This is a genomic window from Porphyromonas bobii, from assembly GCF_943169685.1.
GTDB classification, from domain to species: Bacteria; Bacteroidota; Bacteroidia; order Bacteroidales; family Porphyromonadaceae; genus Porphyromonas; species Porphyromonas pasteri.
Genome location: NZ_CALPBU010000012.1, coordinates 1 through 21,380, shown reverse-complemented (window position 1 = coordinate 21,380; position 21,380 = coordinate 1). Strand labels below are relative to the sequence as shown.

15 protein-coding genes are annotated in these 21,380 nt (G+C 54.6%); 14 read left to right on the top strand and 1 reads right to left on the bottom strand.

The window, feature by feature from the left end:
* Positions 1 to 1,734: 1,734 nt before the first annotated feature.
* The 12 genes from KO088_RS08815 (at position 1,735) to KO088_RS08760 (ending at position 17,449) form a co-directional block, all read left to right on the top strand.
* On the top strand, positions 1,735 to 2,733 hold the full coding sequence (locus KO088_RS08815; RefSeq protein WP_215494430.1) for an adenine-specific methyltransferase EcoRI family protein: 999 nt from the start codon (positions 1,735 to 1,737) through the stop codon (positions 2,731 to 2,733).
* Between the two features lie 9 nt (positions 2,734 to 2,742).
* Positions 2,743 to 3,876 carry an HNH endonuclease family protein gene (locus tag KO088_RS08810; protein WP_215494429.1) on the top strand — a complete coding sequence of 378 codons (1,134 nt, stop codon included), beginning with the start codon at positions 2,743 to 2,745 and terminating at the stop codon, positions 3,874 to 3,876.
* 650 nt (positions 3,877 to 4,526) lie between these two features.
* A complete protein-coding gene (locus KO088_RS08805; protein ID WP_215494428.1) occupies positions 4,527 to 7,850 on the top strand; it encodes a SusC/RagA family TonB-linked outer membrane protein in 3,324 nt (1,107 codons plus the stop codon).
* Positions 7,851 to 7,880: 30 nt separating this feature from the next.
* Complete coding sequence (locus KO088_RS08800) at positions 7,881 to 9,419, top strand: RagB/SusD family nutrient uptake outer membrane protein (RefSeq protein ID WP_215494427.1); 1,539 nt, start codon at positions 7,881 to 7,883, stop codon at positions 9,417 to 9,419.
* 265 nt (positions 9,420 to 9,684) lie between these two features.
* Complete coding sequence (locus tag KO088_RS08795) at positions 9,685 to 10,404, top strand: energy transducer TonB (protein WP_060935163.1); 720 nt, start codon at positions 9,685 to 9,687, stop codon at positions 10,402 to 10,404.
* Between the two features lie 162 nt (positions 10,405 to 10,566).
* Positions 10,567 to 11,568 carry a polyprenyl synthetase family protein gene (locus tag KO088_RS08790; protein WP_251419917.1) on the top strand — a complete coding sequence of 334 codons (1,002 nt, stop codon included), beginning with the start codon at positions 10,567 to 10,569 and terminating at the stop codon, positions 11,566 to 11,568.
* Between the two features lies 1 nt (position 11,569).
* A complete protein-coding gene (locus tag KO088_RS08785) occupies positions 11,570 to 12,349 on the top strand; it encodes a TatD family hydrolase (protein WP_215494426.1) in 780 nt (259 codons plus the stop codon).
* Between the two features lie 13 nt (positions 12,350 to 12,362).
* Positions 12,363 to 12,962, top strand: coding sequence for a nitroreductase family protein (locus KO088_RS08780; protein ID WP_215494425.1), 600 nt, complete (start codon positions 12,363 to 12,365; stop codon positions 12,960 to 12,962).
* A gap of 41 nt (positions 12,963 to 13,003) precedes the next feature.
* On the top strand, positions 13,004 to 13,996 hold the full coding sequence (locus KO088_RS08775; protein WP_215494424.1) for a M28 family peptidase: 993 nt from the start codon (positions 13,004 to 13,006) through the stop codon (positions 13,994 to 13,996).
* An 18-nt stretch (positions 13,997 to 14,014) separates the two neighbouring features.
* Positions 14,015 to 14,437, top strand: coding sequence for a SufE family protein (locus KO088_RS08770; RefSeq protein ID WP_215494423.1), 423 nt, complete (start codon positions 14,015 to 14,017; stop codon positions 14,435 to 14,437).
* A gap of 21 nt (positions 14,438 to 14,458) precedes the next feature.
* Positions 14,459 to 16,762: a GH92 family glycosyl hydrolase gene (locus KO088_RS08765; protein ID WP_215494422.1), complete on the top strand. Its 2,304-nt coding sequence runs from the start codon at positions 14,459 to 14,461 to the stop codon at positions 16,760 to 16,762.
* Between the two features lie 105 nt (positions 16,763 to 16,867).
* Complete coding sequence (locus KO088_RS08760; protein ID WP_215494421.1) at positions 16,868 to 17,449, top strand: hypothetical protein; 582 nt, start codon at positions 16,868 to 16,870, stop codon at positions 17,447 to 17,449.
* 99 nt (positions 17,450 to 17,548) lie between these two features.
* Here the strand turns inward: KO088_RS08760 and KO088_RS08755 are convergent, their stop codons facing one another.
* Positions 17,549 to 18,412: an alpha/beta hydrolase family protein gene (locus KO088_RS08755; protein WP_215494420.1), complete on the bottom strand. Its 864-nt coding sequence runs from the start codon at positions 18,410 to 18,412 to the stop codon at positions 17,549 to 17,551.
* 971 nt (positions 18,413 to 19,383) lie between these two features.
* Between KO088_RS08755 and KO088_RS08750 the strand changes: the two genes are divergently transcribed.
* Both KO088_RS08750 and KO088_RS08745 read left to right on the top strand, forming a co-directional pair.
* Complete coding sequence (locus KO088_RS08750) at positions 19,384 to 20,379, top strand: class II fructose-bisphosphate aldolase (protein WP_044124235.1); 996 nt, start codon at positions 19,384 to 19,386, stop codon at positions 20,377 to 20,379.
* Positions 20,380 to 20,522: 143 nt separating this feature from the next.
* On the top strand, positions 20,523 to 21,257 hold the full coding sequence (locus KO088_RS08745; RefSeq protein ID WP_215494419.1) for a gluzincin family metallopeptidase: 735 nt from the start codon (positions 20,523 to 20,525) through the stop codon (positions 21,255 to 21,257).
* Positions 21,258 to 21,380 lie beyond the last annotated feature (123 nt).

Genomic DNA, 21,380 nt, shown 5'->3' with positions numbered 1-21,380 from the left:
AAACTCTTCATTGTCAATATTTTTATTGTACTTTGTTCTGTTTGTCTTGCTCTAAAAATGATTCTTGCTTCAGATTTATTAGTGTATCTCTACCTAAGTAAAGGTCGTAATTGACGGTTAGGTCTTCTTTTCCCTAAACGTTTGTTACTACACTTCTGTTTGTCAATATCAATTATCTCAAAGATCTCTCGAAGTCAAACTACCCGCGTCGCCGCTAGGCCGTTCGTTTCTTTTGCGAGTGCAAAGGTAAAGCAAAGTTTTCACTCCACCAAATCTTGAGCGAAACTTTTTCGTTACCACTCTCGATCTAAACCCTGTCATTCGCCGCTCGTCCGCCTGACTTGCGACTGCAAAGATACGGCAATAATACCCGTACTTCCAAATAGTGACTGTTGCATAGAGTCCCGCACTCTATTTAGTGTGCTAAAGCATCGTGCGCCCAGCTCCCCGATATGCCTCTCCGAAGAGATCAGGCAAGCCCTTCGCTTTATCGCGCATATTCCTCTTATCCAGCGGATGGAAAAGTATCCTTCTCGTGAAGAAAAAAGCGCCATTACGTAGTGGTTTTCTTCTGTCTATGTACGTAGTCTTAAAGACCAGGTACGTCAGTCCAAATATCCACGTACGTAGATATTAGAGCTACGTACGTAGTCCAAACATTTCTGCCACTCGTCCACAACTTTTACCCCTACGCAGAGCAACAACCTAAATAGAGGTCGCTTCACAAAGCTATATAGCTTTCTTCGCCATCCTATAGAGCTCTACCCACGTACTCATATACCTATTACGAACCCCGCACACTTACTTCTCCACGCAAGCACTCCACCTTGCGCGCGTACATTATATGTTATAGGAGGAGGGCTGAGCATTAGTCCCTCTCCCACACCATCCGCATACGACAGAAGCTCCGACTGCGATACCTCACCAGAGCCTCATAGAAGGACATAATATCAACCTATATTGGTCGCTGGGTTGACCTATATAGGTCGTCGCGCGAACCTATATAGGTTGTTGATGCGACCTATATAGGTCAACCCAGCGACCAATATAGGTTCACATCACCCTCTATACGAAGGTCTCGAAAAGGCCCCTATAAGAGACCTCTTCCCTACCCAACTAATGCGCCTTGTCATTATAGGGGTCACGGATGAAGCTCAATAGATCTATTCACAAACAACTATTGGTCTGCACACGAACGACTATTGGTTTGAGGTGCAAACAACTATTCGTTTCGTATGCGAATAACTATTCGTTTGTACCCCAAACAACTATTGAAGCAGACACAAACAACTATTGCTTCACTTCACCTCCTCGCGAAGCATGATTTATACGCCTTCACTTAAGCAAGGAAAGTCCAGAGGAAAAGCAGTAGCGCACACACCTACTCCTCACACTCCGATGCAGTCTTCCTACCATTGCGGAGGTATCCGATTATCCATACCTTTGCACTTGGAGTCGGGCAGAAGCGTCTGCCAATAGCACTCCATCTTTAGTACTAACATAGCGTTTGCTATTTATTCGGAAAGTACCTTCGAACCTAGGAAATTCTAAGCTACGTCGCTCGAATAAGTCAGTGAACGCCTGCGCATAGCGTAGGCGTGACTTATCTCTTGTGACGTGGGCTATTCCTAGGGCCTGAAGGTACGGAGAGAGGCGCGTCTACGCTTCTCTTTGTACCCAAGCCCTGAGTAGCCCACCCGAGAGATAGCCAGCGCCCAATTATGCTATGCGCTTATGGCAAACAACCAACTCTCTCAAGCCAAGAAGGGGAAGAAGGATGAATTCTACACCCAGCTGGCGGACATCGACGCTGAGCTCAAGCACTATCGAGGACACTTCGCAGGCAAGACGGTGCTCTGCAACTGTGACGATCCTAGGATGAGCAACTTCTTCTACTACTTCGTCCTAAACTTCCATCACCTCGGTCTCAAGAAGCTCATCACGACCTGCTACAAGAATCAAAATCCAGATCTCTTCTCTGTCAGTGCGACCGAGCAGGCGGTCTACCTCGTCTACGAGGGAGAAGATATCGGCATGCCACCTAACCCGAATATCGCTGGACTCGTGCATCCGCTGAAAGGGGATGGGGACTTCCGCAGTGAAGAGTGTATCGAGTTCCTCAAAGAAGCAGATATCGTCGTCACCAATCCTCCCTTCTCTCTCTTCCGTGAATACATCGCTCAGCTGATCGAATACCAGAAGAAGTTTATCATCATCGGTAATATAAATGCCGTCACCTATAAGGAGATCTTCCCTTTCGTACAGAGTGAGCAGATCTGGCTAGGGCCAAGCATTCATAGCGGAGACCGTGAGTTTGAGATACCAAGCAGTTACCCCCTGGAAGCTGCGAGTTCCCGCATAGATGGTGACGGGCGAAAATTCATACGCATGAAGGGTGTACGTTGGTTTACCAACTTAGACTTTCCCCAACGTCACCAGGCACTTATCCTTCACAAGAAGTATAGGCCAGAGGAATACCCCCACTACGATAACTACGATGCGATCAACGTAAATAAGACCGCTGATATTCCCTGTGACTATGACGGAGTAATGGGAGTACCCATTACCTACCTGGATAAGCACAACCCCGATCAGTTCGAGATACTCGACGCGAATGACTTTATCATCGGGAATAGAGCTCCCCAAAAGCCCCATGGCCTAATTAAAGATAAGGATGGGAGTGTAGAAGGGCGAATCGTATACGCACGCATACTTATCCGTAAACGCAAATAGCAAGAGCTTATGAACATTCAACTCGTACACATTAAAGTCCGTGATCTATTCAACGGATATCAAGACAACGGCGACAAGGGTGTCGTCGCCTATGGAGGCAAGCTGGATGTGCGCCCTGCCTACCAGCGCGAATTCGTCTATAAGCCCGAGCAACAGCAAGCGGTCATCGATACCCTTAGCAAGGGCTATCCGCTAAACGTTATGTACTGGGCTGATCATGGGAATGGGCACTATGAGCTCATAGATGGCCAGCAAAGGACGCTATCTATCTGCACCTTCCTCGATGGGGACTTCTCCTGTGCTGGACTCTTTGGCATCAAGCAGCCTCAGGCATTCCACACGCTTCCTACGAACCTCCAGGCGCAACTCCTCGACTACGAGCTCACCGTCTATATCTGCGATGGGACAGAGAGTGAGAAGCTCGAGTGGTTCAAGACCATCAATATCGCAGGCGAAGAGCTTACCGACCAAGAGCTACGTAATGCGGTCTATACAGGACCCTGGGTATCAGATGCGAAGCGCTACTTCAGCAAGACGGGCTGTGCCGCTTACGGGCTTGGGAGCAAGTACCTCAAGGGAACAGCTAACCGACAGGACTACCTGGAGACCGTGATCTATTGGTATGGTGACCGAGAGAACCCCAAGCAAAGCATCGAGGAGTGCATGATGAAGCACCAGCTGAATCCTAATGCCCAAGACCTTTGGGATTATTTCCGACGTGGCATCGAATGGGTCGAGCTGCTCTTCCCCATCTATCGCAAGGAGATGAAAGGGCTTCCCTGGGGGATCTACTACAATAGATACCACAAGAACACCTACAACCCAATAGCACTGGAGAAGGAGGTTGCCACCCTGATGGCTGATGATGATGTGACTAAGAAGAGTGGCATCTATAAGTACGTCTTGGAGAAGGCGATCGGGAACGACGACCCGAGCGTGCTCGGCATCCGAGCCTTCAGCGACAGCCAAAAGCGCACCGTCTACGAGCAGCAGGGCGGGATCTGCACCTGCTGTGGGAAGAAGTACAAGTACGAGGAGATGGAGGGCGACCACATCAAGCCTTGGAGCAAGGGCGGGAAGACCGAGATAGAGAATCTACAGATGCTTTGCCGAGACTGCAACCGCCGCAAGAGCAATAAGTAGCTACGGATAGAGGTAGACAGCACACGGCCTCCTTGCCTTATTAGGCAAAGGAGTAGTCTACACCACTATACCATAGCAACATAAGGGAGAGCCCCAGCCGAATGATCTGATAGCAGACATTCGGCAGGGACTCTCCTCCTACTTATCCTCGGTACTACTCAACACAAAGACTTCTCATACACGTGCCAGAAGTAGCGCGACGTGCGGTAGCATATACGCACCCTACATAAAGAAATTAAGTAAGTATCCGTATGGGAACGCACCATCTTACAGATAATTAAAAGGCTATAAAAGAGAAGCATAGCACCTATGAAAGAAGGTATTTACCAGCGGACTTGCTTAGAAAAGAAAGATTGCTACCTTTGCTCATAGAGTCTGGGTATAGCACACAGACTGCCATGGAACGAGGGAGATACGAGTACCACCTACCCTCACATCGACAGACTGCACTACCACCAGACCGCAGGAATGCTTGTGGCAAGCGGCCGCATGCTCCTCAACAGAGCTCCTCATCTCGCAGTGGCACACACATCAAATATCACACGTCACATCTTTACCACAGCGAGATGACGACCGAGGAATCATCACCCAAGGGTCACACTTCCCCACAGCAGTCTAACATCCGTTTCACCCTAATCACCACAAGTCTAATGAGAAAGAGTTTACTCTTCGTCCTACTCCTCTGCATTTCTATTGGAGTAGCGTGGGCTCAGAAAAAGCAAGTCACCGTCACCGGTGTCGTCATCGCTGCAGATGACAAGGAGCCCGTGGTCGCCGCATCCGTGACCTGCGTCGAGTTCCCCTCCCACGGGGTCTTGACCGACGTCAACGGGAAGTTCACGCTCCGTCTCCCTGCCGAGGCTAAGACCCTCAAGGTCTCCAGCATTGGCTACCTCACCCAAACCGTTGCCATCACGGGGCAAGAGCTCAAGATCACCCTAAAGAATGAGGAAAAGTCGATCGATAAGGTCGTCGTCGTCGCCTATGGCACGCAGACTAAGAACTCCTTCACGGGGTCAGCGGCTCGTATCGACGTCGCCAGCCTAACGAAGAAGACGGGATCTAATATCACCTCGGCTCTCGAAGGGGCTTCTCCTGGGGTCCAGGTCTTCACGACCAGCGGTCAGCCTGGTGCAGCCGCTACGGTACAGATCCGTGGTATCGGCTCTGTGAACTCCAGCACGTCACCTCTCTACGTCATCGACGGGGTACCCTACACCAGCCTCCTCAGCGGCTTCAACATGGCCGACGTCGAGAACCTCACGGTCCTCAAGGACGCTTCGGCTACCGCACTCTACGGGGCACGCGCTGCTAACGGGGTCGTCCTCATTACCACGAAGCAGGGTAAGGCTGGTCGTCTCTCCTTCGACGCCGAGATCAAGAGTGGGATCAACGTCCGCTATCTCCCCCAGTACGATGTCATCGACTCTCCTGAAGAATATATGGAGGTAGCCTACGAGGCCATGAAGAACACCTACGAACGCTTCGGCCTCAAGGATAAGCTCACCCAGCTCTACAACAACCCCAAGGCTAAGTTCGCCGATGGCAAGACCATCGCTGATGCACCAAAGAACGCAGCCGACCTGCTCTTCTTCCCTGGGATCCTCGCAGGTGGCGAAGATGCTACTGGTATCTGGGACCACTACAATCTCTGGAAGGCTGGCTCAGGTCAGATGATCGATGTGAACACGGGCAAGTTCAACAACAGCTACAAGCGCCTCTACACGCCCGAGTCTTGGCGTGATCACATCTTCCGTACTGGTCGCATCACGGAAACGAATGTACGCGTATCAGGTGGCTCTGAGAAGGTCAACTTCTCCTCTTCACTGGGGTATCAGGACAACATCGGGTACTACATCAGCTCCGAATTCAATCGCCTGAACCTACGTAACAACGTCACCGTTCGCCCCACTAAGGACTTCAAGGTGAGCCTCGGCCTCGCCTACTCTCGCTCACTCGCTAAGAGCCCAGGCCAGGGGAGCAACTCCAACAACGGCTTCCAGTTCGTCAACCAGATCCCTGCGATCTACCCTGTCTTCGAGCACGACGAAAACGGGAACCTCGTCAATGACCCCAAGATCCCTGGTGGCAAGAGCTACGACTACGGTCAGACTTCCGACGGTAGCCGTGCCTATGCTGGTGGTATCAACCCTGCTGGTGCTGTCCGCCTCGACCGCGACGAAGACCTCACGAACCTCACTACGGGGAACCTCAACCTCGAGTATCGCTTCCTCAAGGACTTCAAACTCGCCGTCACCTACGGCTTCCAGTCTACAGCCTCCAAGAACGAAACGCTGGCTAACCCCTACTACGGGGATGCTGCGAAGATCGGCCGTATCTCCAACACGAATGAGAACGACTTCAGCTGGACGCTCAATGAGATCCTCTCTTGGGGCAAGACCTTCGGTGACCACACCGTAGATGCCTTCATCGCTCACGAAGCCACAAAGAACGAGCTCGACTTCCACTACTCGGGCAAGAAGAAGCTCATCCTCGGGAACGTAACCACCCTCGATGACGGTCTCATCCGTGGTGATATCTCTGGCTACCGCCTGACCTACGCTATCGAAAGTTACTTCGGTCAAGCTCGCTACGACTATCAGAACAAGTACTACCTGAGCACCTCAGTCCGCCGAGATGGCTCTTCTCGCTTCGCTCCCGACTACCGTTGGGGTACCTTCGGCTCGGTAGGTGCTGCTTGGATCATCAGCAAGGAAAAGTTCCTCTCTCCTGTCAAGTGGATCAACAACCTCAAGCTCAAGGCCAGCTATGGTGTCCTGGGGAACCAGTCCCTGAACCTCGCCTACGGTAGCACTACTCCTAACTACTACCTCTACCACGACTTCTACGAAGTAGACAACTTCAATAACTCTCCCTCGTTCTCCTTCTACGCCAAGGGTAACAGTGCCCTGCAGTGGGAGCGCTCTGGCACCTTCAACGTGGGCTTCGAGTCTCGCCTCTTCAACGCTCTCGAGCTCAACGTCGACTACTTCGTCAAGACGACGGACAACATGCTCTTCAAGAAGCAAGTCGCTCCTTCTCTTGGCTATGCCTACTACCCTGTGAGCGAAGGTCGCCTGCGCAACAACGGGCTTGAAGTCGAGCTTAACTGGGAGGCCTACAAGAGCAAGGACATCTCTGTGAACGTCCGCGCTAACGGTGGCTACTACAAGAATAAGATGCTCATCATGCCCGTCGACCCCTTCGGCGTACCCAAGCACTACGAGCTCCAGGGCAACTATGCTTACAAGAAGGGTCACTCCGTACTCGACTACTATATGCCTATCTGGAAGGGTGTCAGCAATGAAGGGCTGCCTATGTGGAAGGCCTACACCTACAAGGATGCCAGTGGCAATGATGCCTACGTCACCGACTACGAAAAGTACATCAGCACGGGTGGTGACGCTAAGGCACTCACCGAGACGACGACTTCGGACTACAACAAGGCTGTCAACGAATTCGTCGGCAAGAGCGCTATCCCTGACTTCGTCGGTGGCTTCGGCTTCGATGTACAGATCAAGAACGTCAGCATCTCGACGAACTTCAGCTACGGCCTCGGCGGTTGGGGCTATGACGGTGTCTACGCTGGCCTGATGAGCAGCGGTAGCGTCATCGGCACGCGCAACTGGCACAAGGATATCCGCAACTACTGGAGCACGGACAAGCACACGGATCTGCCCATCCTCACGCACAACGTGGAAGCAGTTAAGTTCGCTAACTCGACCTCTACGCGCTTCCTCACGAGCCGCTCCTTCCTCACGCTCAGCAATGCTCGTATCAGCTACGACCTGCCCAAGAGCCTGATGAAGCACCTCGGCCTCAACAGTGCCTCCGTCTACGTCAGTGGTGACAACCTCTTCCTCATCTCCGCTCGTAAGGGCTACGCTGCTATGACCAGCCTCAGTGGGGGCTCAGGTACGAACCGCTACCTGCCTGTATCGACCTTCGTCGCAGGGGCACGCATCAGCTTCTAATTCGTCTCACCTCTTATACACCTATATACTATGCGTACAAGTATAAGAACCTTCGTAGGGGCTGCACTTGCCCTGGTCGCTCTCTCGGCTTGTAAGAAGGACTTCCTCGAGCAAGATCCCTCCCAGCTATTCACGGCCGATCAGCTCAAGAAGGCCAGCCAGTGGAATGATGGTATCAACGAGGGGTACATCAATGGTATCCTCAGTACCTTCTTCAAGAATGGGCAATCCTCCAGCCGTCACGATGACTTCGCACAGAAGGCCTTCGATATCAGCTCTGACCTCATGTCTGGCGATATGGAGCTGCAAGGGGGGCTGGGCTATGGATGGTTCCAAGAGGCAGCACGCCTACTCTCATATAAGCGAGATGGGAGCCTCAACTATGCCGTCTGGCGTATCAGCTACCGCACGATATCAATGGCCAATAGTTTCTTCCGCTCAAGCACGGGTGACACGACGCCTCCCGAAGTGACGACGGAGCCGAATCTGAAGGCCAAAAGAATGAAGGACATCTTTGACTGGGGGCAGGTGAAGACGCTTCGCGCCTTAGCCTATCTCAACCTGGTGCACTTCTACGGCAAGCCCTATGCAACCGATACAAAGAGCCTCACCGTAGTGCCCATCTATGCTGCTACCGACGATGCCAGCAAGCCACAGAAGCTCGCTACCATCGAAGAGGTCTATACCCAGATCGTCAAGGACCTTACTGAGGGTATCGCCGCAATGGACGTCTCTGGCATGAAGCGAGCTGACCGCCAGTACATCGACCAGACAGTAGCTAAGGGCGCTCTGGCTCGTGCCTACATGGACATGGGGAAGTGGAGCGAAGCTTACGCCGTAGCCAATGACGTGATCACGAATCAAGCCGCCAACTACCCCCTCATCCCGGCCAGCGAGCTGACGACCAACGGCTTCAACAACTATAAGACTCCTGAATTCATCTGGGCTATCGATATCACAGAGGATATCACAGGCTCACTGAGAAGCTTCTGGGGGCACATGGATATCTACACCTATAGCTATGCTGCCGTCGGTGCCCGCAAGGGTATCAACAAGTACCTCCAGGATCAGATCCCCGAGTACGACCTGCGTAAGAATTGGTTCCACCCCAAGAGTGGGATACCCTGGAACAAGTTCTTCTCCGCTACGGGTAAGCCCATCGGTACGATGGCAGACCGCACGTGGCTGAGCGACATCGTCTTCATGCGTATGGCTGAGATCTACCTCATCGCTTCCGAAGCTGCCGCTCGCAATGGTGATGATGCCTCTGCAAAGACCATCCTGCTGAAGCTCCTCAAGGAGCGTACCGCTGCTGATAAGTACTCCGCTGTAGAGACCGCTATCACGGATCTCAACCACGATGAGCTGCTGGAAAAGATCTTCTACAACTGGCGCGTCGAGATGTGGGGCGAAGGCCTTGCCCTGACGGTGATCAAGCGCTTCAAGTACGACAACAAGCGCTCGGCTCGCAGTCTCTTCTTCAAGGAAGAGGCCATCAAGTGGGATGACTCTCGCCTCGTCTATGAAATTCCTCAGAACGAAACGACCAACAACCCGCTGATCAAGTAGCTGAATCCCATAGGCTCTCATCGGGCCATTCTCTAAGTGATAGCGCCCCCGTAGTCCTCTTGCTACGGGGGCGCTATACCTATAAAAATAGGAGTACTTATCCCTCCTCAACGAGCATTCACCACTCCTCAGACGAAGCTCGCAGATAAATCTTTTGCCTACATATAGTATGTAGACGAATATATTCGTATATTTGTGGTCAAGAAAACAAGTGTACGCAACGTACAGGATCAACATCAACCACTAAAGATACAGTGTAAACGGTATGGAAATCAAGAAGTCACCAGAAGCTGACCTCGAGAAGGGCAAGGGGCTCTCGCTCCTACTGGGTCTCGTCGTAGCACTCTCCCTGACCTTCGTAAGCTTGGAGTGGCGTAGCTCTGTTGCCCAAGCAGGCAACCTTGATGGGGCTGGCCACAAGACCGAAATGGAAGAAGCGCTCCTCGTCAAGGAAGAGCAGCCTGAGGATAAGCCTGAAGAGCCTAAGCCACAGGAGCAGCCCCAGCAGACCGAGATCCAGCTACCTCAGGAATTCAAGGTCGTGGACAACAACGTCAAGGTCGAAAAGCCCACCTTCGTCTCTGCCGATGAAGGTAAGGATCTTCCTCCCGTCAACATCCCCTTCGGCCCCAAGGACGTCCCAGGCACGCCTACTGAAGAACTCTCTGATGAGCCCTTCGAAGTCGTAGAAGAGCAGCCTGAGTTCCCCGGTGGTATGAATGCCTTCCGTAAGTATCTGCAGGATCACCTCCACTACCCAGAGAGTGCACAGGATGCAGGTATCCAGGGTAAGGTCATCGTCCGCTTCGTTGTAGAGCGTGACGGCTCTGCTACCGCTGTAGAAGTCTATAAGGGTGTAGACCCCGCACTCGACAAGGAAGCTGTCCGCGTGGTCAAGTCCATCCCAAAGTGGAAGCCTGGTAAGCAGCAGGGTAAGGCTGTACGTACGCGCTACGTCATCCCTATCGTCTTCTCTCTGCAGTAAGATCTATCGCTCTCCTCACGGAGACGACACATACAGCTCGGGCAGATGCTCTCCTCAATGGAGCATCTGCCCGAGTTCCTTTTGCTCCAGACTCAGCGATGGGGCTTATTCGCTGGCTAAGTCGTATCTTTGTAAAAGGCACATCGCCGACAATAGCGTCTTATGACAATGTACCCTGACCAACAGAAGAAGCTCAAGCTCATCCGTGAGGCCGTAGAGGAGCAGCTCGCAGCCCGCTCCCTTGGCACTCGCTCTCCCGAAGGGCTCTTTGCCCCCATCGACTACACCCTGCGCCTCGGAGGCAAGCGCATCCGCCCACTCTTGGCCTGCGCTGCAGCTGCCGCCTTTACCGAAGCCTGGCAGCGTGCCCTCCCCGTAGCTGTAGCTCTTGAGATCTTCCACAACTTCACACTCCTTCATGACGACCTCATGGACCGCTCTCCACTTCGCCGTGGGCAAGAGACGGTCTATCGTCGCTGGGGTGACAACACGGCGATCTTATCGGGTGATGCGATGAGTATCGAGGCCTATGCATCTCTTGCAGAGATCGCAGACAAGTCCCTACTTGCCGAGCTCCTCCCTCGTTTCAGCCAGATGGCCCTCGAGGTATGCGTCGGGCAGCAGTATGACATGGAGTTCGAGACTCGCTCCGAGGTCCGCGTCGAGGAGTATATGGAGATGATCCGCCTGAAGACCTCCGTACTGCTCGGCTCATCATTGGAGCTGGGCGCACTCGTCGGAGGCGCGACTGCAGAGCAAGCTCGCGCACTCTACGCCGTGGGGATCCAGCTGGGACTGGCCTTCCAGATCCAAGACGACCTACTGGACGTCTATGGCGATGAGAAGACCTTCGGTAAGCCTATCGGTGGTGACATCGTCAATGCTAAGAAGACCCTCCTTCTCCTATATACATTAGAGCAGCTACAGGGCGAAGATCTCAAGCGTCTGCAAGAGATCTTGACCTACACTCCCGAGGAGCGCCGAGCCTACATCGATGAGGTACGCGCACTCTACGACAAGGCAGGCACACGCCTCTATGCCGAGGCAGAGATCGAGCGCCTCACTACCGAAGCCTATCGCGGAGTCGAGCAGCTTCCCCTCAGAGAAGAAGGGCGCGAGCTCCTTCTCGCCCTCTTCCATACCCTCTCCGGTCGCACCAAGTAGCATGCAGCTCATCGACAGCCACACACATATATACGGAGAGGAGTTCGACGAGGACCGTGACGAGATGCTCGCACGCGCTGCTGCGGCAGGTGTAGGGCAGATGGTCCTACCCAATGTCGACGCAGCGAGCTATCCTCGCGTCCTTGAGCTTTGCGCGGCACATCCCGAGCGACTTTTCCCCACCATTGGCCTGCACCCAACCTATGTCAAGGAGGACTACACCTCCCAGCTTGACTATATGGAGCGGGAGCTCTCGCAGCGCCCTCACGTATCTATCGGCGAGATCGGGCTGGATTACTATTGGGATACGACCTATCAGCGGGAGCAGATTGAAGCCTTCGAGCGCCAGCTCCACTGGGCGGTTAAGCTTGATATCCCCGTGATCCTCCATATCCGCGAGGCCTTTGCTGATGCTTTCGATACGCTACGTCGAGTCAATCTCCCGCAGCTTCGTGGAGTCTTCCACAGCTTCACTGGCACACGAGAGGAGCTCGAGGAGGCACTATCCTTCTCCTCCTTCTGCGTCGGGATCAATGGCGTCGTGACGTTTAAGAACAGCACGCTCAAGGAGTACGTCGCCTCCATCCCCCTGGAGCGCCTCTTACTGGAGACTGATGCTCCCTATCTTGCGCCTGTCCCCAAGCGAGGCAAGCGCAATGAGCCAGCCTTCCTTCCCCACACGGCAAGCTTCGTAGCCAGCTGCTACGAGCTGACTGACGATACACTGATCACGAAGACCAGCGAGAATGCACGCCGGCTCTTCGCACTACCCGAATACTAAATCTCCACTATCTATGTCTTCGCTCATCGAGACTCTTATCAAGAAGGATCGCACCTACCGCCGCTTTGACGAGTCGGTAGCCATTGACCGCCTGCAGATCCTCCGCTGGCTGGACGTCGTCCGCCAGACGCCATCATCACGCAATGTCCAGCCACTGAAGTATATCATCATCACGGACGAAGCCCTCTGTCACGAGATCACAGAGCTCCAGCACTGGGCTGCTATGCTCCCCGAGTGGGATGGGCCCGCAGTAGGTGAGCGCCCTCGTGCCTACCTTCTCCAGCTCATTGACACCGATATTGCTCCTGCTGCTCGCTTTGACGAAGGTATCCAACTCCAGACACTGGGCCTGCTGACTACAGATGCGGGCTATGGCGTCTGTATCTTCGCTGGTCACGGCAAGGGTGAGATCACACGCCGCCTGGATCTCCCCACGCACCTATCTATCAATGCGATCGTCGCTATCGGTAAGCCAGCCGAAGAGGTCATCCTCGAGGAAGCACGTAGCCCCGAGGATGTCCGCTACTGGCGCGACGAAGAAGGGCGTCATCACGTACCCAAGCGCCCCTTGAGCGAAATCATCATCGAGCCCAACAAGCCCTCGGTCTTCTAAGGCCATCTCATATCCCCCCCTCACCCCAGAGCAAGAAGATTATGCCTAAGTCCCCCCTTCTCTATCTACTCAGTGTAGGCCTCAGCGCAGTTCTCATCAGCTGCGGTGGCACGAAGAGCCAAGCACAGAGTGCCGACAGCACGGGCAGCGAAAGCGCCGAGAGACGTACCGCTGCTCCCTTCAGTGCTGACTCTGCCTACCAGTACATACAGCAGCAAGTAGCTTTTGGTGTCCGCACTCCTGGCAGTGAAGGACATCGTGCGACAGCAGCCTGGATAGAGCAGAAGCTACGTCAGTGGGGTTACGAAGTGACCCTACAGCGCTTCGAGGGGAAGGATCACTTTGGCAAGCAGGCAGCGGGAACAAATATCATCGCCACCCGCACTCCCGAGGGTACGGACCGCATCCTTCTTATGGCTCACTGGGATACCCGCCAAGTAGCTGACCACGACCCTGTCGTACAGCGTCAGGGCGAACCCATTCAGGGAGCTGATGACGGAGCCAGCGGTGTCGCCGTCTTGCTTGAGCTTGCTCGTCAAGAGAGCCTAAATCCCTCGGGGAAGGCTCTGGACTTCATCTTCTTTGACCTCGAAGATGGTGGTCAGAGCGAAGACGAAGACAGCTGGTGCCTCGGCTCACAATACTGGGCACAGCACCCCCACCAGAGTGACTACAAGGCTAAGTGGGGCATCCTCCTCGACATGGTCGGCTCCCAAGGTGCCCGCTTCTACTGGGAGGGTCTCTCACGAGAATATGCCCGCCCCCTACTCTCCGCCCTCTGGCAGACTGCTGCCCAGCTTGGCTGGGGCGACTACTTCGTCCAGGCTAATGGCGGACAGATGACCGATGACCACGGCCCCGTGATCCGCTATCGTGGTATCCCTTGCGTGGACATCATCAACTTCGACCCCAATAGAGCCACGGGCTTTGGGGCTCATTGGCACACCTCAGCAGACAATATGAACGTCATCCACATAGAGACCCTGCGTGCTGTCGGCGAGACCGTAGCCACCACGATCCGAGAGGACATCTAATCACTTCACCCACACTCCATGCCTACAATCAACGAACTACAAGACGAGATCATAGAAGAATTCTCTGCCTTGGACGATTGGATGGACCGCTATGCGCTCATCATCGACCTCGGCAATACCTTAGAGCCACTCCCCGAGAGCGACAAGACCCCGACCAATATCATCGAGGGGTGCCAGAGTCGCGTGTGGATCACCGCCCACTTTGACGGTGAGCACGTGCACTTCCAGGGAGAGAGCGACGCGATCATCGTTAAGGGCATCGTCAGCCTTCTGCTGCGTGTCCTCAATGATCAGAAGCCACAGGACATCCTCGACTCCGACTTGTACTTCATCAAGGAGATAGGTCTCTCCGAGCACCTCTCCCCTACACGCTCGAACGGGCTCGTCTCGATGCTCCGTCAGATGCGTCTCTTCGCTGCAGCCTTCGCCAGCCAAAGCTAAGTATCTATCTCACCCTATCTCATGCATCTATTACCCCATTCACTGAGGTCGCTTGCCGCGTCCTCAGCAGCCCTCCTTGCGGCTGCCTTCTTCCTGCCGGCCTGCTCCTCGAAGACTACGGGCAGTAGTTCCAGCGAGGATCTTCTGAGTTTCGTCGATCCGTTCATCGGTACGGGTGAGCACGGACACACCTTCCCAGGGGCTACACGCCCCAACGCGATGGTGCAGTTCAGCCCCGACACCCACCTCATCGGATGGGATGCCAGCAGTGGCTACCATGAGTCCGACAGCGTCATCTATGCCTTCAGCCTCACCCACCTCTCAGGGACGGGTATTGGTGACCTCGGCGATGTAGCGATCCTTCCCTATAGCGGAGCTGACACGCTGCGCCCCATAGCTCAGTTCGACAAGACCGAGGAAGCCGCTTCCCCTGGCTACTACTCGGTACGTCTGAAGAACTTCGGTATCCAGACCGAGCTGACCTCCACCGACCGCGTCGGGCTCCTACGCGCCACCTATGCTGACAGCACGGACCGCAAGCTCCTCCTGGATCTCGGTCATATCCTCCAGCCCAACTGGGGACACAAGGTCGTGGGGAATGACTTCCGCCTCGTCAATGACTCGACGATCGTCGGTACCTACTACACCAAGGGCTGGGCAGAGCATCATCAGATGAGCTACATCCTCCGCCTCTCCACGCCTGCCGATAGCATCGCCCTCTACCGTGATGGTGAGCGTCAGCGACTCAGCGCAGGCTTCGCCGTCGAGCGTGACACGGCTGACCTGAAGCTCCACCTCTACCTCCCCAAGGGGAGCACGCCCTACCTCGTGAAGGTCGGTCTCTCGGCCGTCTCTCCCGAGGGGGCTGAGCGCAATATGCAGGCAGAGCTCCCCCACTGGGACTTCGAGGCTGTACGCACCGAGAGCCGCCGCATCTGGGCTGATCTCCTCGGCAAGATCCGCATCGAGACCTCTGACACAGCAGTGCTCAAGAACTTCTACACCGCACTCTACCACTCGCATATCGCCCCCTTCAACTATCAGGATGTCGATGGCAGCTTCCGTGGTATGGACAAGGCTATCCATAAGAATCCCCGCCCCGAAGAAGGTCACTACACCGTCTTCTCTATCTGGGATACCTATCGTGCGCTGCATCCTCTGCTCACTATCATCGACCCCGATCAGGCACTGCGCTATGGCAAGAGCCTCGTCAGCGACTATGACGAAGGGACGATCCTCCCACGCTGGCCACTCGCCTCAAACTATACGGGCTGTATGCCTGCCTACCACTCGGTGAGCATCCTCGCCGACCTCGTCGCTAAGGGTCTGGCTACAAGCGAAGACCTGCGTCACTGGACGGAAGCTGCACAGCGCAGCTCGATCTATCGCGCTGATCTGGCGGAGAAGTTCGCTGGTACGCGTGAGCTCGACCTCATCACGCGCCATCCTTACTACAAGGAGCGCTACGGCTTCCTACCCTGCGACTCCGTCCCCGAGAGCGTCAGCTGGGGTGTGGAGATGGCTTACGATGACTGGTGTATCGCCCGTATCGCTGAGGCTGCTGGCCTCGACTCCGTAGCTAAGGCTTACGACCAGCGCGGACTCTACTACCGCCGCTACTGGGACCGTGAGACGAACCTCATGCGCCCCGTCAAGGGTGATGGCTCGTTCCTGACGCCCTTCAACCCCCGCTTCTCCGCTCATGAGAAGAGCGACTATACCGAGGGCAACGCCTACCAGTGGAGCTTCTACGCTCCCCACGATATGGAGGGCTTCCTCAAGCTCATGGGTGGTCGTGAGGTGCTGGAGCGCAACCTCGATACCCTCTTCACCACGTCCTCACGTATCGATGGAGCTGAGCAGTCGGGGGACATCACAGGCCTCATCGGGCAGTATGCGCACGGCAATGAGCCCAGCCACCACATCGCCTACCTCTACAACTACACCGCTGCACCTCACAAGGGTCAGGCGATCCTCGATACCGTCCTGCGCCACTTCTACAAGCCTACGCCTGCGGGTATCATTGGCAACGAAGACTGCGGTCAGATGTCAGCTTGGTACGTCCTCAGCGCGCTGGGCTTCTATCAGGTCTGCCCAGGTAAGGCCGAGTACACCATCGGCCGTCCGCTCGTAGATATGGCGAAGATCCAGCTCCCCAAGGGCATCTTCACTATCGAGGTGCGTAACAATAGCAAGGAGAATAAGTACGTGCAGCAAGCCACGATCAACGGACGTGACATCACGGAAAGCCTCACCTTCACGCACAAGGATATCCATCCCAATAGCAAGCTCACCATCGTCATGGGTCCCAAGCCCCGACGCTAAGGAGCACCACTCCTCCTAAGCATGTAGCGCCAGCTTCTCCGACAGCAATCCCTTTGCTCTATGTAGAAGCTGGCGCTATGCTTTTTTATTACACACACTCCATCTATGCGTACACACCATTTCCTATACGCCCTCATTGGGCTCATCCTCTGCTCACTACCCTTACAAGGGCAGAGCCGTCAAAACATCAGCCTGAAGTTCATGGGCCTCAGCTTCCATCCTCTGAGCGGGAGACCCAATGCCAAGCTGATGCCAAACCGCCTGGACCCCGAGGCTTACTTCGTAGTTGATCTGGGCGCCCTACTCTCCTACGAGTATTTCATCATCCCCGAGATCCTCTCCGTCAAGGGTATCCAAGGGCTTTATGCTGACTGCACCGCCCAGCTCGCTGGTGTGACGAGTATCGGCCTACGTGCTCGTATCTTCCACATCGGGCGGCATCGCCTCTACGGCGGTATCGGACCGACATGGATCTACCGACGCAACTGGTACCGCCTGCCAGGGTACGTCGACACGAAGTACTTCGAGGGTAGCCCCACGGACAAGTGGCAGCGTAAGTTCCTCTGGTACGGAGGCGAGCTGGAGTATAAGTATGCTCTCAGCCCCAAGCTCGACATAGCGACGACCTTCGTCCCAGGCTACCCCGACCTCATGGCCTTCGCTGTCGGGCTCAGCTACAATCTTTAGCCCGCACAAGCACTCCTCATCAAAGAGCTCCGCCCCGATCGTCCTCTCTATGTGGACGGTCGGGGCGGAGCTTTTTCTATCAGGAAAGGTTCGCCGTAGCTATCGCTTCATGAAGGTCTGGATGTAGCGCTTGACCTGCTGGAAGGCCTCGCCCGAGAAGCCGTGTTCGCCACCTGGGATCACGTGGTACTCGGCATTCTTGTAGATGGTGGCTGCACGATCCGAGACGGACTGCTCTACGATACGATCTTTATCCCCATGGAGGATCAGCACAGGGCCTTGGAAGCGCCCGATGACGGCATAGGGGTCGATATTCCACACATCTTTGTAGTACTTCTCCCCGAGACGCATACCCCAGAGGGTGTTTGCCAGAGGGATCTTCCGATACTCACCCCACTGCTTACGCACCATCTCAGGGATGCTGAAGGCGGGATAAATCAAGATAAGCGAAGCGATATCATCGGGGCGCGATGCCGCAGTGAGGGCGGAGACCAGCCCTCCCTGGCTCAAGCCCAAGAGGGTGATATATCGGGGATCAACGTCGGAGCGGCGCTTGAGCTGATTGATGACCGCATTGAGGTCCGCTTGCTCGGTGAGGACGGACATATCTGTCGTCGCACCAGCACTCAGGCTCTCACGCCCACCACCGTTGAAGTCGAAGGTATAGCAGAGGTAGCCCATGCGTGTCAGGAGTTCGGCATAGCCCTCACCATCACGGTGCGTCACGCCGAAGCCATGGCTGAGGATGACGAGCGGTAGGCGACCCTTGACTCCGACAGGACGGTACAGGCGACCATAGATACCGAGGTGATCGCGCGAGCTATACACCTCCTCAATACTAATGCGCTGGTCGGGTAGCACGTGGCGACGGCTCTGCATCCCAGCGGAGCGGAAGAAGGAGCAGGAGCTCGAGGCCAAGGTCAGCGTCATGAGCGCTAAGAGTAGGCTGAATGTTCTCTTCATGATAGTCTATTTGAATAAGAGTGAAGTCAGGACATACGAGAGTAGTGGCACGGGGCATCCCCCTAAATCCACCTGAGCAAAGATAAGGGCTTCACGGGATATCTCACCCTTCCTTATGCCTATGGATAAGCTCCCACTACGAGCCCTTGGGCGAACCTATATAGGTCACGAAGCCAAGCTATATTGAGACCATTGCTCCACGTAGGAATAAAAGTTGTGGACGAGTGGCAGATAAGTTTGGACTACGTACGTGGATCTAATATCTACGTACGTGGATATTTGGACTGACGTGCCTGGTCTTTAAAACTACGTGCGTAGATAGAAGAAAACCACTACGGGAAGGTGCTTTTTCCTTTACGAGAAGGACACTTTTTCCTCCACTGGATCAGAAGAATACTCGCGATAAAGCGAAGAGCTTGTGTATCTCTTCGGAGGGGCATATCGTTGAGCTGGACATACGATGCCTTAGCACAATAAATAGAGGGCAGGACTCGCGGCAACAGTCTCATATTGGTCACTGGGCGAACCTATATAGGTCACGAAGCGAAGCAGTATTGGTCAGCCCGGCGACCAATATAGGTTGTCTTTCCCTCCTATATGAGGTGCTACTATTCTCCCGTAGTAGGGTATATGAAAAGAACCCTAACTTCTATGCAAGCTAAGGCAGTGGCTGAGGCTAAATAAGAGAGCCAATTCTACCGAGTAGAGTCGGCTCTCCGTGCTTTATACGCCCTCACATTTCCATCCCCGCAAACGCATCAAAGTGAAATAAATAGCGGGTGGGAGCAGGGGGTAAATCAGGAGATGAATGCCCCAATAGTCAGCACCATCCCCAAGATACAAGCTTTATGAGGGGAGAGGAGCAGCCTCAACTTCCTGAAAAATTTAAGTATATCTAACCGTTTTACATATATTTCCCTTATCTTTGTTGCATAGAACGATAAACGTATCAACTATAAATAGGAACAGTAATGGTTAGTTACAAAGAACTGGGTCTTGTGAACACCCGCGATATGTTCGCAAAGGCTATCAAGGGTGGCTATGCTATCCCCGCTTTCAACTTCAATAACATGGAGCAGCTGCAGGCTATCATCAGCGCTGCAGTAGAGACCAAGTCTCCCGTCATCCTTCAGGTATCCAGCGGCGCACGTAAGTACGCTAACCAGACGCTCCTGCGCTACATGGCTCAGGGTGCTGTAGAATACGCTAAGGAACTGGGCTGCCCCAATCCTCAGATCGCCCTTCACCTCGACCACGGTGATAGCCTCGAGCTCTGCAAGAGCTGCATCGAAATGGGCTTCTCCTCTGTGATGATCGACGGTTCGCACCTCCCCTACGACGAGAACGTCGCTCTGACACGCTCTGTCGTTGAGTACGCTCACCAGTTTGACGTGACGGTCGAAGGTGAACTCGGTGTCCTCGCTGGTATCGAAGACGATGTCGTAGCTGAGCACCACACCTACACCGAGCCCGAAGAAGTTGTTGACTTCGTCAGCAAGACGGGTGTTGACTCACTCGCTATCTCTATCGGTACGTCACACGGTGCTAACAAGTTCACGCCTGAGCAGTGCCACCGCGATGCTAACGGCATCCTTGTACCTCCCCCCCTCCGCTTCGATATCCTCGCTGAGATCGAAAAGCAGATCCCTGGCTTCCCCATCGTACTCCACGGTTCTTCCAGCGTACCTCAGGACGAAGTCGCTACGATCAACAAGTTCGGTGGTGCTCTCAAGGATGCTGTCGGTATCCCCGAAGAGCAGCTCCGTCAGGCTTCTAAGAGCGCTGTCTGCAAGATCAACATCGACTCTGACGGCCGTCTCGCTATGACCGCTGCTGTACGTAAGGTCTTCGCAGAAAACCCTGCTGAATTCGACCCACGTAAGTACCTTGGTCCAGCTCGTGAGTCTCTCAAGAAGCTCTACGAACACAAGATCATCAACGTCCTCGGCTCTAACGACCGCCTCTAAGACGTCGATCCCTACGTATCCTACCCCTGCGGCCTTCCGCTGGAGGGATACACCATACGGCTACCTGCCTTCGCCTGCCCCTTCGCGTGGCTGCGACGAAGGCAGGTAGCTTTCTTTTCACCCTCCCGTGTATCACTGACGACATGAATAGTATTTGTCAGCCCAGCCAGCTCCCTCACGGAGCCTATGCCTTCGACCAATTCAAGACAGAGGACTTCCGCGAGGCCTTCCATCTGGCTATCGAAGAGAAGCGCCGTGAGGTAGAGGCGATCATCGCCTCACCCGAAGCCCCCACCTTCGCCAATACCATCCTTGCTCTCGAGCGCTCCGGTGCCCTCCTCGAGTGGGTATCAGGTAGCTTCTACAACCTCCTACACGCTGAGGCTACGGACGAACTGATGCAGATCAGTCAGGAGGTTAGCCCTGAGCTATCAGCACTCTCCTCCTTCATCACCCTCTCCGAACCCCTCTTCGAGCGTATACGCCAGGTATGGGAGGCACGTGAGAGCCTCCAGCTCGATGCCGAAGACCTGCGCCTCCTCCAGCGCTGCTACGAAGGCTTCAGCGAGAGCGGTGCCCAGCTCCCAGCCGAGGAGAAGGAGCGACTGCGCGAGGTCAAGCGTGAGCTGAGCGAGCTGAGCCTCACCTTCGGACAAAACAACCTCAAGGACCAGCAGCGCTTCCGCCTCTTCGTCGATGATGCCGCTGCGGTCGAAGGGCTTCCCCTCTCGACACTCGCCGTAGCACGCGAGCTGGCAGAGAAGGAGGGTAAGAGCGAAGGCTGGCTCTTCACCCTCTCCGCCCCCAGCTACTTTCCCTTCATGCAGCACTGCCCCTCGAGCACCCTACGCCAAGAGATGTATCTGGCAAAGATGTAAGGGGGGTAGAACGAAGCGTACATAATGATACCTCCGATCAATACCCCTTAAATCGCTGATTGTCGGGACGTTCGTGGAGACGATAGGCAAGTGTTCCTGCAAAACGAAGCGTTACATTTGGGT

Coding starts and splice junctions, on each gene's coding strand:
- KO088_RS08775 (WP_215494424.1), top strand. CDS start 13,004: ATGCCTAAGTCCCCCCTTCTCTATCTACTCAGTGTAGGCCTCAGCGCA.
- KO088_RS08800 (WP_215494427.1), top strand. CDS start 7,881: ATGCGTACAAGTATAAGAACCTTCGTAGGGGCTGCACTTGCCCTGGTC.
- KO088_RS08755 (WP_215494420.1), bottom strand. CDS start 18,412: ATGAAGAGAACATTCAGCCTACTCTTAGCGCTCATGACGCTGACCTTG.
- KO088_RS08765 (WP_215494422.1), top strand. CDS start 14,459: ATGCATCTATTACCCCATTCACTGAGGTCGCTTGCCGCGTCCTCAGCA.
- KO088_RS08785 (WP_215494426.1), top strand. CDS start 11,570: ATGCAGCTCATCGACAGCCACACACATATATACGGAGAGGAGTTCGAC.
- KO088_RS08810 (WP_215494429.1), top strand. CDS start 2,743: ATGAACATTCAACTCGTACACATTAAAGTCCGTGATCTATTCAACGGA.
- KO088_RS08815 (WP_215494430.1), top strand. CDS start 1,735: ATGGCAAACAACCAACTCTCTCAAGCCAAGAAGGGGAAGAAGGATGAA.
- KO088_RS08745 (WP_215494419.1), top strand. CDS start 20,523: ATGAATAGTATTTGTCAGCCCAGCCAGCTCCCTCACGGAGCCTATGCC.
- KO088_RS08760 (WP_215494421.1), top strand. CDS start 16,868: ATGCGTACACACCATTTCCTATACGCCCTCATTGGGCTCATCCTCTGC.
- KO088_RS08770 (WP_215494423.1), top strand. CDS start 14,015: ATGCCTACAATCAACGAACTACAAGACGAGATCATAGAAGAATTCTCT.
- KO088_RS08750 (WP_044124235.1), top strand. CDS start 19,384: ATGGTTAGTTACAAAGAACTGGGTCTTGTGAACACCCGCGATATGTTC.
- KO088_RS08805 (WP_215494428.1), top strand. CDS start 4,527: ATGAGAAAGAGTTTACTCTTCGTCCTACTCCTCTGCATTTCTATTGGA.
- KO088_RS08795 (WP_060935163.1), top strand. CDS start 9,685: ATGGAAATCAAGAAGTCACCAGAAGCTGACCTCGAGAAGGGCAAGGGG.
- KO088_RS08790 (WP_251419917.1), top strand. CDS start 10,567: ATGACAATGTACCCTGACCAACAGAAGAAGCTCAAGCTCATCCGTGAG.
- KO088_RS08780 (WP_215494425.1), top strand. CDS start 12,363: ATGTCTTCGCTCATCGAGACTCTTATCAAGAAGGATCGCACCTACCGC.